Origin of the sequence: Epilithonimonas hominis, from assembly GCF_003730015.1 — a bacterium.
In the GTDB taxonomy this organism is placed as follows: Bacteria; Bacteroidota; Bacteroidia; order Flavobacteriales; family Weeksellaceae; genus Epilithonimonas; species Epilithonimonas hominis.
This window is the reverse complement of sequence record NZ_RJTU01000039.1, coordinates 14,239-30,299: the sequence shown is the minus strand read 5'-3', so window position 1 is coordinate 30,299 and position 16,061 is coordinate 14,239. Positions and strand designations below refer to the sequence as shown.

Here is a 16,061-nt window from a genome sequence, read left to right as displayed (position 1 = left end):
AACACTAATACTCTCCAACTTATTATTTCTTTCTCGTCAAATATTTTCTCCCTGGAATAAAAAGCAACAAAGCACCAATCACAAAAAGACATATTCTGGAAAGAAAATCGCCGCTTTTGGTGTAGAAGGTTTCTTTATCAATCAAATTGACTTTTGCTGTCAAAGCCCCTTTTGCACCGTAAGGCAACTCGTCCACAATATCGCCTCGGGAATTGATGTGAGCACTTGTACCGCTGTTTGCTGCTCTTGCAATTTCGCGTCTGGTTTCTATCGCACGAAGTTTTGCGTAAACCAACAATTGTTTATGTCCCTGCGAATAGCCCCACCAAGAATCATTAGTCACAATAGCTAAAAGGTTTGCACCCTTTTTGACATAACCGGTCACGAATTCTCCATAGATGCTTTCGTAGCAAATAATTGGTGCAATCACAGATTTGTTGTAAGGATTGGCGAAAACTTTCCGTTCCTCTGAAACACCCAGAGAACGAGTTGTTCCGCCTAAATCTAACATCGCATCTCCTAAAATTGGTTTAAAAACTTTGATGTAAGGGAAAATCTCAACACCAGGAACCAACATTGCTTTGTGGTAAACTTCGGGTTGTTGATTTGGGATAATTTGTATTGCCGAATTATATTCATCGACCCAAATGCCCAGTCTGTCGAGGTAACTCGCTGTTGAAGGTTTTTCTTCGCCCTCTTTATAAACGTAATGGCTGGAAATTCCGCCAGAGAAAACAGATTGGGGATGTTGAGAAAGAAAACCTTTGATATTATTAATTAACAAACTGTTATTGAATCCTCTTTCGCTAATAGAACCTGGACCAGGAAGTGATGTTTCGGGCGAAAGGTATAAATCGATTTTAGATTTTTTATCGCTTTGTAAAACTGAATTTTCTGAAGCTAATTTCAATAAATCATTTTCAATCGTCAAACTGTCTTTTTGGTATTTTTCATTGTACGGGTCAAGTGCTGGTTGAAGCATTGTGACGTTGATTGAACCAACTGATTCCGGCGTATAATTATAATATTTAACCAAAGAAATAACCATCGGTAAAATGATAAAACCGGCTGTCATCAAAACGTTTTTAATCAATGGTTTTCTTTTTCTTCCAGCTTCCCAAATTCTTATTGTATAAAATGCCAGAACATTACATATCAAAATCCAGAAACTTCCACCAGTTGCGCCCAAAGTATCATACCATTGAACAAACTGATGATAATCTGCGAAAACATTTCCGAGATTGAGCCAAGGCCAAGTGAATTCCCAAACAAGATGAAGCTTCTCAAAACACATCCAAATGGCTACAAAAAAGACCAATCCGTAATAAGTTCCCTGACTTTTTTTATAGATGTGATAGAAAGTAAAAACCAATGCCATAAAAAATGAATTGGTGAGAACAGGAAACAGAACTGCTAAAAGAGATTTGCTTCCATCAGGCAATTGTGAATTATAAAGCCATCCTGTAGTCACAAAATTCCATATCAAAAATGTGAGATATGAAAAACAGAAAACCGCTAATTTTTTCTTTTTGATATCGCTGAATTTTTCAATGTTGTGTTCCATCATCAGAAGCGGAACCCAAGCAAAAAATATAAAAAACGGAATCCCGTAAGTCGGCCAGGATATGGCTAACAAAACTCCGGAAATTAAGGCTAATAAAAGGTTTTTCATAATATTTATTTTTTGAACACTAAGTCCGCAAAGATTTTTTTTCAATAATTATGTTACAAGTCTCACAAAGGCGTAAAACTTAACAAAGCTTTTTCTTTTCCAAGCGAAGCGGCTTTGTGAAACTTAAGAAAGTCATTATTCATATAACTTTTGTGAACTTTGTGTTCAAAAAGATTTAATTACGAGAACATCTTCTTTCTCAAGAAATAAAATGCGGCACCCAAAGCGCCAATAATTCCCAAAGGCAAAAGAAGGTTGAACCATTGCCAATCTGATTTTTCTTCATCAATTCTTTGTCTGTCGAGCAATCGGACTTCGATGGTTCTGTCTCGTAGTTCCATTATATTGCTGTCATCCAAAAGATAATCTAAAGCATTTCTCAGGAATTGAGCATTGCCATAATGTTCCTTTGTCAACAAATCTTCGCCCAAAGGAAGCGGTTGTCCTTTCCATATTTGATTTCTTGCGATGTCACCATCGGCAATTACAAGCATTTTATTTTCCGGACTTTGAGCTTTGAAATCTGGGTAAGCATTTTTCTCACTTCTTGTCGCATAAGCGGATTTGAATTTACCTTCTAAAGCCACTGCAAAAATCTTCGGCGGCGTAGGACGTTCCATTTCTCCGATGCTGTCTGTTCTTACAATTTCAGAAAGTGCAACATAATTCGGAACCGTTTTGCTCGTTGTTCTTTCGCTGGATTCGAAAAGAACTTTGGTTTTGATATTTGGTCTTCCCAAAGTATCAATTGAAGTGGGGAATTCAAATTTTACAGGATTGATATTTTTGGTAATTGGATTTTTGGATTCAGCAATTCCTAGTGGGAAATAAGGCCAAAGAAAACTGCTGTATTGTGGATTGCCAGCCACTTCGCCCGAAACAATTCTTACCAACGCCGACTTTTTCATATCCTTGGTCAAGGCTGGATTGATCCTCAGTCCGTAATTGAACATAAAATCCGTCAGATTAAGGTCAATCGGATAAGCCATAATTTTCTTGGCTTGAAAAAGCGTGTCCATTTCCGCATTCACGGCGTCAATCATCCAAAGTGTTTTTCCGCCGTTCATAATATATTGGTCGAGAATCACTTTTTCATTATCGGTAAACGCTTTTCTTGGCTTTGCAATGACCAGTGCGTCCATTTGTTTCAGCTTCGGAACGTCAGCCAGAGATAATTCGGTTTTATTTTCCGGAATGATTGGACCAACATTGTAATTCTCCATTGCCAAATCTAAAAATCCACGAAACTCATCAGGTCCCAATTCTTGCTGATTGACTAGGAAACCAATGTTTTTCGCTGTTTCTTCTGTCATTCCTTTGATGGTGGAAGCGAAGTTATATTCTAAGTTTTCAATTGATTTGCTGAGTTGTGTGGCAGCATCAATTCCAGATTGTTGAACAATTAAAGGAACCGAAGTTCCGTAACCATTATACTTGATGGCGGCGTAAGGAAACATCACGATTTCGGAGATTTTTCCGTCTTTCATATCCGGAAGAATCGAAGGTTGCATTCCCATCGCTTTCAGCGTGTCCTGCGGAACTTTCTCAGCAATCGGGTCACGGAATTTGTAATCGATTTTCGGATTAATTTTTCGGAATTCGTCCAGCATAAATTTGGTTTCATTCGAAAGCTGTTTGAAAGAAGCCGGAAAATCGCCTTCCAGATAAACCTCAATTGTCATTGGTTTTTTTACATTTTCCAAAACCTTGATGGTGGAATCGGAAAGTGTGTATCGTTTTTCCGCCGTCAAATCGAAACGTTTATAAAAAACGCCAAATGCGCCAAGTAAAACGATAATTAATACAATAAAAAGTGGAATATATTTTTTATTCATTTTAATTTTCTCTTTTTGTCATTCCGTAGGAATCTCTACAAAATTTGTCGAAAAACTAATTTAGATTCCTACGGAATGACAAATGTTGTAATAATTTATTTTTTCTTCTCAACAAACTTGTTGGCAAAGAACAAAGCAATACCTATAATTAAAAGGAAATAGCAAACGTCTCTTGTGTCAATTTGACCTCTTGTGAATGCCAGAAAATGTTGATAAAATCCAATATTTTGTAATACATAATCTGCGCCACCCATCAATTTATAACTTGCTAATTGTTCAATCCCAAAATAAAGAATGAAACAAAGGAAAACGCCTAAGAGATAAGCCATAATTTGGTTCGATGACAATGAAGAAGCCAAAATCCCGACTGCGGAAAAAGCAGCGATCAAAATCGTTAAACCAATGTAGCTCCCGAAAGTCATACTTCCATCAATATTACCTTCCGGAACACCTAAAACGTAAACCGTGTAATAATAAACCAACGATGGCAATAGACATAAAATACCAACCAACCAAACGGAAAGGAATTTTCCACCAACAATTTCGGTGATTTTTATGGGTTGAGAAAATAGCCAAAATAAGGTTCCCGATTGTTCTTCCTCTGCCAAAGTTCTCATACTGATTGCCGGAATGATAAACATAAAAAGCCAAGGCGAAAGCACAAAGAAACTTTGTACCGTGGCGCTTCCAATATCGAAAATATTAAAATTATTCTCGAAGAAGAATAGGAATAATGCGGAAATAATACTGAAAGCAGCGATGATGATCCACGCGCTCCAGTTTCCGAAAAAATTCCAAAGTTCTTTTTTGAATATAGCTAACATAAATGGGTTGTAGAGTTTGAGTGTATTAGAGTTTTTTGTTTAGTTCTTTTTTTGTCAGGCTGAGGTTCTCGAAGCCATTAATCCTGATTCTTTTGCCTTTTTTCTTTTATCTTATTTCTATTGACCAATTTAACAATAGAAGTTATCAGAATAATGATTCCGAAAAATCCGAATAATAACTGCCACCAATATTGTATAACGGAATATTTGAGAATTACTGTAAAAACTACAGCGAATAAAATAAAAGTTGCAATCTCATTGAATTGTCGAAGCTTGATATTTGGAATGGAGAGTGTTTTTCCGTTGAGGTTTTTTAGTTCTTTCACTCTTTTCCAACACCAAAAATGATAAATCCCGAGCCCGATTAGGAAGGTCAATTTCAGATGAAACCAAGGCGTTTTCAGTAATCCTGAATTAAGGAAAATCATAGTGAGTCCGCTTAATAACATCAGAATTCCTGCAGGAACTGTAATGATGTTCCAAAGTCTGACTGCCATAAAAGTATATTGATTTCTGAGAATCTGCTGTTTCAATTCATCAAACTCATCAGTATCTTTATAATAGACAAACAATCTCACGAGATAGAAAATCCCAGCGAAATAACTTACCATAAAAATAATGTGAACTGCCTTGATAATCGTGTAAAGCATCTACGGATTTTTTGCAAAGATACTTTTTATTGGTTGAAGAAATAAAAGAATTGGAACAGGTTTTTTTTGCAATCGATGATAAAATTGAACTGAATTCTTTTTTTTATTTAACTGAGTTGGTGTTTAGCCACGTTTTAATCATTTACTTTTCTCAAGTCTAAAGAAAGTTTACTTGTAAAGGACTTATTGTTAACAAAAGATTATGATGAACTGGCCATTTTTTTGACAGTTTTTTATGAGAATTCTACATAGATTTTTTCACCAGTGTTCATGCCGAAAAGTGAGGATGCGCCATTTAGCACGCTTCCTTTGTAAATGGCAATTTCTAGGAGTTCTGCGTCATTAAAAATAATCGATGATTTTCCGTGAAATTCAGGTTCTCTCTCCCAGTCTGTTACGACATCTGTGTATTGCTCAAAGATTCTCGTCAGGATGATATTCCTAAATCTTACTGTAAAACTCTCTTGGAGAGCAGCATATTTATCAAAAAATTTCCGGCTGATGTTGGAGACTACATTTCCAAAATTATCGATATACATTACCTCACCTACAATCATTTTTTCACTTTCATTATATATTGCTTTTGGAAAGGAAATATCCTTCATCGTCTGAATTTGTCTTCCTATGACTTCCGGCAAACCTCCTTTGTAGATATGCATCGCTGCAGGCACAAAAATGTCGGTGGACGGAAATGAAACCTGGTCATCAAACCTATTATTGAGTGTTATTTCATAAATCGATTCTGGTTTTATATCAAAGAACATAAGGCTGATGATACCATTATCCGCACAGATAAAGTAATGTCCGTCTATTTTTATAATAATATTTTTTCTGTGTTTATGATGAAAACTGTCTACAGAAATAATATGGATACTCCCTTCCGGGAAAAATTTATAGGCGTTTCTAACAATATAAGCCGTCTGCAGAAGATTGTAAGCCATTATATTATGGGTGATATCCACAACCTTTACTTCCTCGCTCCAGCTAAGTATTTTCCCTTTGATACTCGCAACGCGGTGATCTACAAGTCCATAATCCGAAGTAAGTGTAATAACTGGCATTGATTTAATATTTAATTGCAAATTTAGTACAATTCAATTTTTTAAAACGAACATAACATATCAAATGTATTCATATATTTGTTATACAAACTCTCAATATTAATTATGTTCGAAATAAATTATGAACTAGAAGGCGTAGATACTAAGACTTTTTACGGCGTACAAAACCAAAATTTTAACCTGATAAAGTCCAGTTTTCCAACGCTAAAAATCACAGGACGAGATAATTTCATCTTCGCAATGGGAAACCGCGAAACACTTGATGTGCTTAAACAAAAGTTGGATGATGTTACCGCATACATGTCCAAGCATAATTCTTTAGAGATAAAAAATCTCGAATCCCTTTTGAAGCTAAAAGACGATAACGAAAAACAATTGGTATTTGACCAGGATATTATAGTAAAAGGTGTCAACGGAAAAGCTATCAAAGCAAAAACTACCAACCTAAAAAAGCTGGTAAAAGTATCCGAAACAAAAGATATGGTCTTCGCAATCGGTCCTGCTGGAACCGGTAAAACTTATACAAGCGTAGCGCTGGCAGTCAGAGCTTTGAGAGATAAGGAAGTCAAAAGAATTATTTTAACCAGACCAGCGGTGGAAGCGGGTGAAAGTTTAGGCTTTCTTCCTGGTGATCTTAAGGAAAAGCTTGATCCGTATTTGCAGCCTTTGTATGATGCACTGAGGGATATGATTCCTCATGAAAAGCTGGAAGGTTTTATGGAGAAGAAAGTAATTGAAGTGGCACCATTAGCTTTTATGAGAGGCCGGACTTTGGACGAAGCATTTGTGATTTTGGACGAAGCACAGAACACCACCCATTCTCAAATGAAAATGTTCCTGACTAGGATGGGAATGAACGCCAAGTTTATCATAACCGGTGATCCCAGTCAGGTAGATTTGCCTCCGAAACAGCAATCTGGGCTCAAGGAATCTATGCAAATTCTTAAAAATATTGACGAAATCGGGTTCGTGCATCTTACAGAAGAAGATGTAGTGAGACATCCTGTAGTCAAAAAAATTATTGTTGCTTATAACAATAGTGAGAAGAAAGAAAAATAATTGGCATGAAAATTGGTAGCTTTCTATTAGATTAAATATTTTAAAAACTATGAAAAAGTTAATAATGATTGCAGCTATGGCAGTATTTGGACTGTCAAGTGCACAAGAAGGTTTTAAACTGGGTGCTCATATCGGTGTTCCAGTAGCAGATGCAGGAGATGTATCATCATTTAACCTAGGTTTGGATGCAGCTTATATGTGGAACGTTGCTCCAAGTTTTGATTTAGGAATTGCATCTGGTTACACACACTTTATAGGGAAAAGTTATGATGTGCCAGGAGGTTCTATAAAAGGTGATGATTTTGGATTTATTCCAATTGCAGCATCAGGTAAATATAGATTTTCAGGATCACCTGTTTCTTTAGGTTTAGACTTGGGATATGGGATCTCTACTAAGGATGGAATAGACGGAGGTTTATATTACCAGCCAAAAGTAGCCTATAATTTTTCTCAAGGTGAATTATATCTAGGTTACCAAGGCGTAAGTAATGATTTTTCAGTAGGATCAGTTAATTTAGGTTATAATTTCTTCTTGAAATAAATCTTACAATGATTATAAAAAAACTCTGGCAATTGTCATAGTTTTTTTTGATTAAAAGCTAATGTAGAATAATACAGTTGATAACTGTTATCATTTCGAACATAAAATGTTACTCGATCTACACTTAATAATATCACACCTTACATATTAAATTTACATAGATATTAGTGATGTTGTTTATGAATCTTTTATGAATTTAAATTTTCTGATAACTGGTATTATCGTCGTGTAAAATTTGAAACCGCCAATTGGCGGTTTTTTTTATGCGAAAATTTTAGACACAGAATTTTAGACCTCGTCAAAAAATTGTATTTTCGCAGGAAAGCAAATCTAATATAATGAGTAAATCAATCGAAGAGCTGAAAAGCATTTCTAAGCAGATCAGAAGAGATATTTTGAGAATGGTCCACGCTGTAAATAGTGGTCATCCTGGCGGATCGCTTGGCTGTACGGAATATTTTGTGGCACTTTACGGGGAGGTAATGAATTACAAACTTCCTTTCACAATGGATGGAAAAGGTGAAGATCTTTTCTTCCTTTCAAACGGACATATCTCGCCTTTATTTTACAGTACTTTGGCAAGATTCGATTTCTTTCCGGTAGCAGAATTGGCAACGTTCAGAAAACTAAATTCAAGATTACAAGGTCACCCAACAACTCATGAAGGCTTGCCGGGTGTTAGAGTAGCGTCCGGCTCTCTCGGACAGGGTCTTTCTGTTGCGCTTGGAGCTGCTCAAGGGAAAAAATTAGACGGAGACAATTCTTTGGTTTACATACTTCAGGGTGATGGTGAGTTGCAGGAAGGTCAGAACTGGGAAGCTTTTATGTATGCGGCGGCCAAGAAAGTTGATAATGTCATTGCGACGGTAGATTATAACGGAAGACAGATTGATGGAGATACAGATGATGTATTATCTTTAGGAGATTTGAGAGGGAAATTAGAAGCTTTCGGATGGTTGGTTCTTGAAGAAAAAAACGGAAACGATCTGGAAGCTGTCATCGGAATCTTAAACAGAGCCAAAGCGGAAACCGGAAACGGAAAGCCAGTCGCGATTCTTCTTCATACAGAGATGGGGAGCGGTGTAGATTATATGATGGGAAGCCATTCTTGGCACGGAAAAGCGCCTAATGATGAGCAGTTGGAATTAGCTATCAAACAATTATACTTAGAAGCACCAGCTGATTATTAATTATCAATGATAAATTATTAATGATGAATGATTTTTTTGATTAACAGAATTAAAAGTTGAGAAATCATTTATCACTTATCAATCATCAATTATAATAAAATGAAATATACATATACAGAAAAAAAAGATACACGTTCCGGTTTTGGAGCAGGATTGGCAGAATTAGCTGATACAAATCCAAATGTTGTAGCACTTTGCGCAGATTTGATTGGTTCTCTTAAAATGGAGAAATTCATAGAGAAAGCTCCGGAAAGATTTTTCCAAACAGGTATTGCAGAGGCTAATATGATGGGCTTGGCGGCAGGTTTGACGATTAACGGGAAAATCCCTTTTGCTGGTACTTTCGCCAATTTTGCAACATCCAGAGTTTATGATCAGATCCGTCAATCCATTGCTTACTCGGGGAAAAATGTGAAAATTGCTGCTTCTCACGCCGGAGTTACTTTAGGTGAAGATGGCGCAACACACCAGGTTTTGGAAGATATCGGGATGATGAAAATGTTACCGGGTATGACGGTAATCAATCCTTGCGATTATAACCAAACTAAGGCGGCAACTCTTGCTGCTGCTGCACACGAAGGTCCTGTTTATCTAAGATTTGGACGTCCTGTAGTGCCGGTTTTCATTCCGGAAGATATGCCTTTCGAGATTGGTAAAGGAATTCTTTTACAAGAAGGAACGGATGTAACGATTGTTGCAACCGGACATTTGGTTTGGGAATCTCTGTTGGCAGCGGACGTATTGGAGAAAGAAGGAATTTCTTGCGAAATCATCAATATCCACACCATCAAGCCTTTGGATGAAGAGATTATCTTGAAATCTGTAGAGAAAACTGGTAAAATAGTTTCTGCAGAAGAGCATAACTACCTAGGTGGACTTGGAGAATCTATTGCCGGAATGTTGGCGAGAAGAAGACCAACACCTCAAGAATTTGTAGCGGTACACGATACTTTCGGGGAATCTGGAACGCCTGCAGAACTGATGAAAAAATATGAAATCGATGCAGACGCTGTTGTAAAAGCAGTGAAAAAAATCATCGAAAGAACAAAATAATTTTTAAAAATTATATCATACAAAGTCCACCATTTTTGGTGGATTTTTTGTTTACAGAATTTTTAGGAGCTTATTGACTCCGTCGGATAACGACTTTTTTAAATTTTCAATTAGGAGCTATTTCCCGCTATCCGCTATATCTTTTTTGGCATTGCGAACGAAGGGAAGCTATTCTTAGAGGTTTTCACCGCAATACCAAAAAAGGATGCCGCTACTATCGGGGCTATGGCTTTTGTCATCCAAAATAATTTTTCAGTTTAGTAGAACAGTCGGAAATTTTTATAGTTAAAGAAAGAGAAAAATTTTCATAAATTTCTTTCTCATCAAAAACTTACCTAATTTTGAAAAATGCTTCAGATTCCGGAACATAAAATCCCAATTATCGAAATCAAAACTGATTTTGATATTCAGATTTTTATCAAAAGAGAAGACTTGATCCATCCGAAAATTTCCGGGAACAAATTCTGGAAACTCTTTTTCAATGTCAATCAATATTTGGAATCGAAACCTGAAAAACCTTTGCTAATTTCTTTTGGAGGTGCTTTTTCTAATCATATTGCGTCGGTTTCTGCTTTTGGGACAGAGTTCGGGATTCCTACAATTGGAATCATCAGAGGAAATGAATTAGAAAATAACTGGCAAGAAAATCCCACACTTTCCGAAGCTTCAAAAAACGGAATGCAATTCTTCTTTGTGTCAAGAGAAGATTATCAAAACAAAGAAAAACTAACTCAAAAATTTATAGAAAAATATCCAAACGCACTTATTATTCCCGAAGGTGGAAGTAATGATATGGCAGTGGAAGGTGTACGGTATATGCTGGGGGAAGACACCAAAGATTTTGACTATCTTTGCACAGCAGTTGGAACCGGAGGAACAATTGCAGGGATTTCCAGATTTGCAGAAGACCACCAGAAAGTAATTGGAATCAAAGCGGTGAAAGATAATTCGCTGGAGAAGACAATACAGGAATGGAGTAGGAGAAACAATTTTGAATTGATAGATGCGGATGAAAGCCGCTACGGAAAAATAACTGACGAGAATATCCGTTTTATAAATTGGTTTTATGAAGAATATGAGATTCCGCTGGACCCAATCTATACAGGAAAAATGATGCAGAAGATTTTTGATTTGGCCCAGAAAGCTTTCTTTCCGAAGGGATCGAAGATTCTGGCATTTCATACGGGCGGATTGCAGGGCATCAAAGGTGCGAATCAGTTTTTGAAAAATAAAAATAAAGCATTGATTGAGTTTGAAAACTCGATTTTTTGAGAAAAGTTGAATGGATGTTAAAACCCATAGCCCCGATAGTAGCGGCATCCTTTTTCTTTTTTTGCTAAAAAAAGAAAAAGATATAGCGCATAGCGGGATTAGCTCCTGAAAAATAAAGATTAAATATTTTAAAATATTGACAATGAAAAAGTTATTGGCGATTGGTTTCGTTTGTGTTTTAGGATTTGCAAAAGCACAAACCTGGAAAACGGAAGACCAATATATCCAGAAGTTCGCGCCTTATGCGGTGGAAGAAATGGAAAAATACAAAATCCCGGCGAGTATCACACTGGCTCAGGGACTTTTGGAAACCGGGGGCGGACAAAGCCGATTGGCGCTGGAAGGGAAAAACCATTTCGGAATCAAATGTAAGGAAGAATGGACAGGGAAAACGATGAAACACACAGACGATGCTCCAAATGAGTGTTTCCGAGTTTATGAAGACCCAAAACAGTCTTATGAAGACCATTCGATTTTCTTGGCGACGAGAAAATATTACACGAAATTGTTTGACCTTAATCCAAAAGATTACAAAGCTTGGGCTCACGGGCTTAAGAAGGCTGGATACGCGACGAATCCGAGATATGCGTACATCCTGATTGATAAAATCGAACGCTACAAACTGTATGAATTTGATAATACTTCTAAAGACGAAGTTTATTATGCGATTCTGAAATTGTATCCGAACCTGAATAGTGACGCAGTTTTTATGGCACAGCTTGGTCAGGAAAAGCAAAATGAAAAAGTGGTTCCGCCAACAGTGAAAGTTCCTTATTCGCAAGGTTCTTATGCAAAAAAACAAGCGGAAGTATCTGATATGGTTGCAGCCAATACTAAAACAGCACTTCTGAAAAATATCCTTGTAAAAAATCATCCCAATGGCGATTTGAAATTCTTTGTAATGCCTGTAGATGCAGATATGTCTGATATTGCTAAGAAGTTCGGGATCAGTGAAAAACGTCTGATGAAATATAATGAGTTGGAAGATTCTAAGCTGGCAAAAAATGATATCGTTTTCTTGGAAGGCAAAAACTCTTCCGGAAACAAAAAAACTTACAAAGCAGGAATTGGCGAAACAATGCACGATATTGCTCAGAAATTCGGAATCAAATTGAAGAAATTGTATTCTAAAAATAGAATGGAAGCAGGGGAAGAACCAAGAGCCGGACAGGTGATCTATCTGCAAAGTAAAAAACCGAGATCTTAGTCGGAAGACAGAAGTCTGATGTCCGAAGACAAAACGCAATAATTAAATAACCTCCGGCTTCCGTCATCGGACTTCGGACAAAATAAACAACTATAATGTTATACCAAAGAAGTTCAGCGCTTTTTGAAGAAGCGTACAAATATATTCCAGGCGGTGTTAATTCACCAGTTCGTGCCTTCAAATCTGTTGGAGGTGTTCCGATTTTTATGAAATCTGCAAAAGGTGCTTACCTTACAGATGAAGACGACAGAACCTATGTCGATTATATCAACTCTTGGGGACCAGCAATTCTCGGTCACACACATCCAGAAGTTTTGGAAGCCCTGAAACTACAGGCTGAGAAAGGATTTTCCTTTGGAGCACCGACGGAATTGGAAACGGAGATTGCAAAATTTATCATAGAAAATGTTCCTAATGTTGACCAAATCAGAATGGTTTCTTCTGGAACCGAAGCTTGTATGAGCGCGATTCGTTTGGCGAGAGGTTATACAGAAAGAGAAAAAATCATCAAGTTCGAAGGTTGTTATCACGGGCATTCGGATTCATTTTTGATTCAGGCGGGAAGTGGAATGGCGACTTTTGGAAGTCCCAATTCTCCTGGCGTTACGCAAGGAACGGCGAAAGATACTTTGCTCGCCGAATACAATAATATAGAACAGGTAGAAGAACTTTTCAAAAATAATCCTGAGCAGATTGCGGCGATTATAGTAGAACCAATTGCTGGAAATATGGGTTGTATTTTGCCGGAAAATCAGTTCCTTCAGAACCTTAGAAAACTTTGTGATGAGCACGGAACTTTATTGATTTTTGATGAGGTAATGACGGGATTCCGCTTAGCTTTTGGTGGAGCGCAGGAAGCTTTGGGCGTGAAGGCAGATTTGGTAACTTACGGAAAAGTCATTGGCGGCGGTTTGCCTGTTGGTGCATTTGCGGGACCAAACGAAATTATGAACTGGCTTTCTCCAAGAGGACGTGTTTATCAAGCTGGAACTTTAAGTGGAAATCCTTTGGCTATGAGAGCCGGACTTAAAACGTTGCAACTGATAAAAGAAGATGCAGATTTCTATAAAAAATTAGATAAAACCACAGAAATCTTAGACTTCGAAATTGGGAAAATCCTGAATGAAAAAGGAATCCGACACCGCATCAACCGAAAGGGAAGTATGATGTCAATTTTCTTTGATGTAACTTCTGCGAGTAACTTTAATGAAGTGAATAATTCCAACATTGGTTTGTTCAATAATTTGTTTCATCAGGTTTTGGAGCAGGGGATTTATCTTCCGCCAAGTGGTTATGAGACTTGGTTTATTTCATCCGCAATTGGCGATACAGAGATTGATAAAACGCTGGAAGCTTTTAGGAAGTTTCAGTACTAGATAAAGAAATCAATTGGAGCGGGCTTTAGCCCGTTTTTTTTATAGATGTCAATCTGGCTTTAGCCAAAATATATATGGGTTAATTTTGGCTAAAGCCGATTTCTATTTTGATTTCTATCATCGGGCTAAAGCCCGACGCAATTGAATTTCGATTCGAAAGTTTTTTGTGATTTGTTAATTTCATTAAGTCACGGATTGCAAATCTGCAATGGCGGGTCTTTGAAGTACTTAATTGTAATCTAGCACTAATGTTTATTTGAAAACCGAATGTTTAATTTAGCGCTGAATCCTCCATTTTGTCAAACTGCTGTTAAACTAAACCTCCGGTAGCTTTACCAATTTCGTAAATCAGTTACTTTGTAAAAGTTAATTAAAAAATGTATGAAAATCGGAACTACTCCCGGACGTATCCCGAGCGGTTTGCAACATCTCTAGACCATTATTCCTACAACTAGAAGTCCAATCCCACCATTAGGCTAAAAAACTTTGGTTTTGCAGTAATGATAAAAAGGCAGCTATAAAATATAATTAGTGACTCAATGATTCCAAAAAATAACAAAAAAAACCGTCCTATAAAATAGAACGGTTTATATATTGTTTCGGTCGGTGACCGTTACATCATTCCTGGCATTCCGCCTCCCATTGGCATTGCCGGCTCGTCTTTTTTAACTTCTGTGATAACACATTCAGTTGTTAAAAGCATTCCTGAAACAGAAGCCGCATTTTCTAGAGCAACTCTTGTTACTTTAGTTGGGTCAATGATTCCAGCTTCAAGCATATTTACAAATTCGTCAGTTTTAGCATTGTAACCGAAGTCACCTTGTCCTTCTGCCACTTTAGCAACGATTACAGAACCTTCGCCACCAGCGTTAGCCACGATTTGTCTCAATGGTTCTTCGATTGCTCTTTTCACGATTTTGATACCTGTCGTTTCGTCAGCATTATCACCTTCGAAGTTAAGTGCAGCAACAGCTCTTACCAACGCAACACCGCCACCAGCTACGATACCTTCTTCCACAGCTGCTCTTGTAGCGTGTAGTGCATCGTCCACTCTGTCTTTTTTCTCCTTCATTTCTACTTCAGATGCCGCTCCTACGTAAAGTACAGCAACACCACCAGCTAATTTAGCCAATCTTTCCTGAAGTTTTTCTCTATCATAGTCAGATGTTGTAGTTTCCATCTGAGCTTTGATCTGCGCCACTCTTCCTTTGATTTGAGCCTCGTCACCACCACCATTTACGATGGTTGTATTGTCTTTGTCAATTACTACTTTTTCAGCAGTTCCAAGGATTTCGATAGACGCATTTTCCATAGTGAAACCTCTTTCTTCGGAGATCACTTGTCCGCCAGTTAGGATAGCAATATCTTCCAACATCGCTTTTCTTCTGTCACCAAATCCTGGTGCTTTTACAGCAGCGATTTTAAGAGAACCTCTCAATTTATTAACTACCAAAGTTGCCAAAGCTTCGCCTTCTACTTCTTCGGAGATAATTAATAAAGATTTTCCACCTTGTGCTACCGGCTCAAGAACTGGCAATAATTCCTTCATAGAAGAGATTTTTTTCTCAACCAAAAGAATATATGGATTATCTAATTCCGCAACCATCTTCTCAGGATTAGTTACGAAATATGGCGATTGGAAACCTCTGTCAAACTGCATACCTTCCACAACATCTACAGTTGTGTCGATACCTTTTGCTTCTTCTACAGTGATTACACCTTCTTTACCAACTTTTCCGAATGCTTCAGCGATTAATGAACCGATAGTTTCATCATTGTTTGCAGAAACAGAAGCAACTTGCTTGATTTTATCATTGTTGTCACCAACTGTTTGAGACTGAGATTTCAGATTCTCAACAACAGCCGTTACTGCTTTGTCAATACCTCTTTTCAGGTCCATAGGGTTTGCGCCCGCTGCTACGTTTTTAAGACCTTCTCTTACGATTGCTTGTGCTAGAACTGTAGCAGTCGTAGTTCCGTCTCCGGCGATGTCATTGGTTTTAGAAGCTACTTCTTTCACCATCTGAGCACCCATATTTTCTACTCTGTCTTCCAGCTCAATTTCTTTAGCTACAGAAACACCATCTTTGGTAACGTGAGGCGCACCGAAAGATTTTTCTATGACTACGTTTCTACCTTTTGGTCCTAAAGTTACTTTTACTGCATTAGCCAATGCATCAACACCTCTTTTTAAAGCGTCTCTTGATTCGATATCGAATTTTATTTCTTTTGCCATAATTTTGATTTTGTATTGATGTACAATGTAATATGTACAATGATTTTTTAATTTTGATTAATAAAAAGTCCTTAATACTTTTTAC

At 37.3% G+C, this 16,061-nt stretch carries 13 protein-coding genes; 7 read left to right on the top strand and 6 right to left on the bottom strand.

The genetic code is table 11. The annotated features are described in order from the left end of the window. Positions 1-22: 22 nt before the first annotated feature. The 5 genes from lnt to EGH73_RS05935 all read right to left on the bottom strand — a co-directional run bounded on the left by lnt (position 23) and on the right by EGH73_RS05935 (position 6,042). Positions 23-1,672: an apolipoprotein N-acyltransferase gene (gene lnt, locus EGH73_RS05955; RefSeq protein WP_123281093.1), complete on the bottom strand. Its 1,650-nt coding sequence runs from the start codon at positions 1,670-1,672 to the stop codon at positions 23-25. A gap of 179 nt (positions 1,673-1,851) precedes the next feature. Continuing rightward, the gene (gene gldG, locus EGH73_RS05950) at positions 1,852-3,507 is read right to left on the bottom strand and encodes a gliding motility-associated ABC transporter substrate-binding protein GldG (protein ID WP_123281092.1); all 1,656 of its coding nucleotides are present in this window, start codon (positions 3,505-3,507) and stop codon (positions 1,852-1,854) included. 95 nt (positions 3,508-3,602) lie between these two features. Next, on the bottom strand, positions 3,603-4,331 hold the full coding sequence (locus EGH73_RS05945; protein ID WP_123281091.1) for an ABC transporter permease: 729 nt from the start codon (positions 4,329-4,331) through the stop codon (positions 3,603-3,605). 77 nt (positions 4,332-4,408) lie between these two features. Beyond that, entirely contained in the window at positions 4,409-4,981 is a 573-nt protein-coding gene (locus tag EGH73_RS05940; protein ID WP_123281090.1) for a CopD family protein, read from the bottom strand. Positions 4,982-5,214: 233 nt separating this feature from the next. After that, positions 5,215-6,042, bottom strand: a complete 828-nt coding sequence (locus tag EGH73_RS05935) for an SAM hydrolase/SAM-dependent halogenase family protein (protein ID WP_089770110.1) — start codon at positions 6,040-6,042, stop codon at positions 5,215-5,217. Positions 6,043-6,147: 105 nt separating this feature from the next. On the opposite strand from EGH73_RS05935, the gene EGH73_RS05930 reads away from it, so the two are divergent. The 7 genes from EGH73_RS05930 to hemL all read left to right on the top strand — a co-directional run bounded on the left by EGH73_RS05930 (position 6,148) and on the right by hemL (position 13,740). Then, entirely contained in the window at positions 6,148-7,101 is a 954-nt protein-coding gene (locus EGH73_RS05930; protein ID WP_123281089.1) for a PhoH family protein, read from the top strand. Between the two features lie 76 nt (positions 7,102-7,177). Continuing rightward, positions 7,178-7,642, top strand: a complete 465-nt coding sequence (locus EGH73_RS05925; RefSeq protein ID WP_312207587.1) for a hypothetical protein — start codon at positions 7,178-7,180, stop codon at positions 7,640-7,642. A gap of 338 nt (positions 7,643-7,980) precedes the next feature. Further along, positions 7,981-8,832, top strand: coding sequence for a transketolase (locus EGH73_RS05920; protein ID WP_123281087.1), 852 nt, complete (start codon positions 7,981-7,983; stop codon positions 8,830-8,832). Between the two features lie 99 nt (positions 8,833-8,931). Next, the gene (locus EGH73_RS05915) at positions 8,932-9,885 is read left to right on the top strand and encodes a transketolase family protein (RefSeq protein ID WP_089770114.1); all 954 of its coding nucleotides are present in this window, start codon (positions 8,932-8,934) and stop codon (positions 9,883-9,885) included. Between the two features lie 348 nt (positions 9,886-10,233). Continuing rightward, a complete protein-coding gene (locus EGH73_RS05910) occupies positions 10,234-11,157 on the top strand; it encodes a 1-aminocyclopropane-1-carboxylate deaminase/D-cysteine desulfhydrase (RefSeq protein WP_123281086.1) in 924 nt (307 codons plus the stop codon). Between the two features lie 142 nt (positions 11,158-11,299). Then, positions 11,300-12,364 carry a glucosaminidase domain-containing protein gene (locus tag EGH73_RS05905; RefSeq protein ID WP_123281085.1) on the top strand — a complete coding sequence of 355 codons (1,065 nt, stop codon included), beginning with the start codon at positions 11,300-11,302 and terminating at the stop codon, positions 12,362-12,364. A gap of 95 nt (positions 12,365-12,459) precedes the next feature. Further along, on the top strand, positions 12,460-13,740 hold the full coding sequence (hemL, locus tag EGH73_RS05900; protein ID WP_123281084.1) for a glutamate-1-semialdehyde 2,1-aminomutase: 1,281 nt from the start codon (positions 12,460-12,462) through the stop codon (positions 13,738-13,740). A 613-nt stretch (positions 13,741-14,353) separates the two neighbouring features. Here hemL and groL read toward each other — a convergent pair. Next, positions 14,354-15,976 carry a chaperonin GroEL gene (gene groL / locus EGH73_RS05895; RefSeq protein ID WP_123281083.1) on the bottom strand — a complete coding sequence of 541 codons (1,623 nt, stop codon included), beginning with the start codon at positions 15,974-15,976 and terminating at the stop codon, positions 14,354-14,356. Positions 15,977-16,061 lie beyond the last annotated feature (85 nt).

Excerpts from the sequence above, each read along its gene's own strand:
- lnt (WP_123281093.1), bottom strand. The coding sequence starts at position 1,672 with ATGAAAAACCTTTTATTAGCCTTAATTTCCGGAGTTTTGTTAGCCATA.
- EGH73_RS05925 (WP_312207587.1), top strand. The coding sequence starts at position 7,178 with ATGGCAGTATTTGGACTGTCAAGTGCACAAGAAGGTTTTAAACTGGGT.
- EGH73_RS05905 (WP_123281085.1), top strand. The coding sequence starts at position 11,300 with ATGAAAAAGTTATTGGCGATTGGTTTCGTTTGTGTTTTAGGATTTGCA.
- EGH73_RS05945 (WP_123281091.1), bottom strand. The coding sequence starts at position 4,331 with ATGTTAGCTATATTCAAAAAAGAACTTTGGAATTTTTTCGGAAACTGG.
- EGH73_RS05920 (WP_123281087.1), top strand. The coding sequence starts at position 7,981 with ATGAGTAAATCAATCGAAGAGCTGAAAAGCATTTCTAAGCAGATCAGA.
- EGH73_RS05930 (WP_123281089.1), top strand. The coding sequence starts at position 6,148 with ATGTTCGAAATAAATTATGAACTAGAAGGCGTAGATACTAAGACTTTT.
- EGH73_RS05935 (WP_089770110.1), bottom strand. The coding sequence starts at position 6,042 with ATGCCAGTTATTACACTTACTTCGGATTATGGACTTGTAGATCACCGC.
- EGH73_RS05910 (WP_123281086.1), top strand. The coding sequence starts at position 10,234 with ATGCTTCAGATTCCGGAACATAAAATCCCAATTATCGAAATCAAAACT.
- hemL (WP_123281084.1), top strand. The coding sequence starts at position 12,460 with ATGTTATACCAAAGAAGTTCAGCGCTTTTTGAAGAAGCGTACAAATAT.
- gldG (WP_123281092.1), bottom strand. The coding sequence starts at position 3,507 with ATGAATAAAAAATATATTCCACTTTTTATTGTATTAATTATCGTTTTA.
- groL (WP_123281083.1), bottom strand. The coding sequence starts at position 15,976 with ATGGCAAAAGAAATAAAATTCGATATCGAATCAAGAGACGCTTTAAAA.
- EGH73_RS05915 (WP_089770114.1), top strand. The coding sequence starts at position 8,932 with ATGAAATATACATATACAGAAAAAAAAGATACACGTTCCGGTTTTGGA.
- EGH73_RS05940 (WP_123281090.1), bottom strand. The coding sequence starts at position 4,981 with ATGCTTTACACGATTATCAAGGCAGTTCACATTATTTTTATGGTAAGT.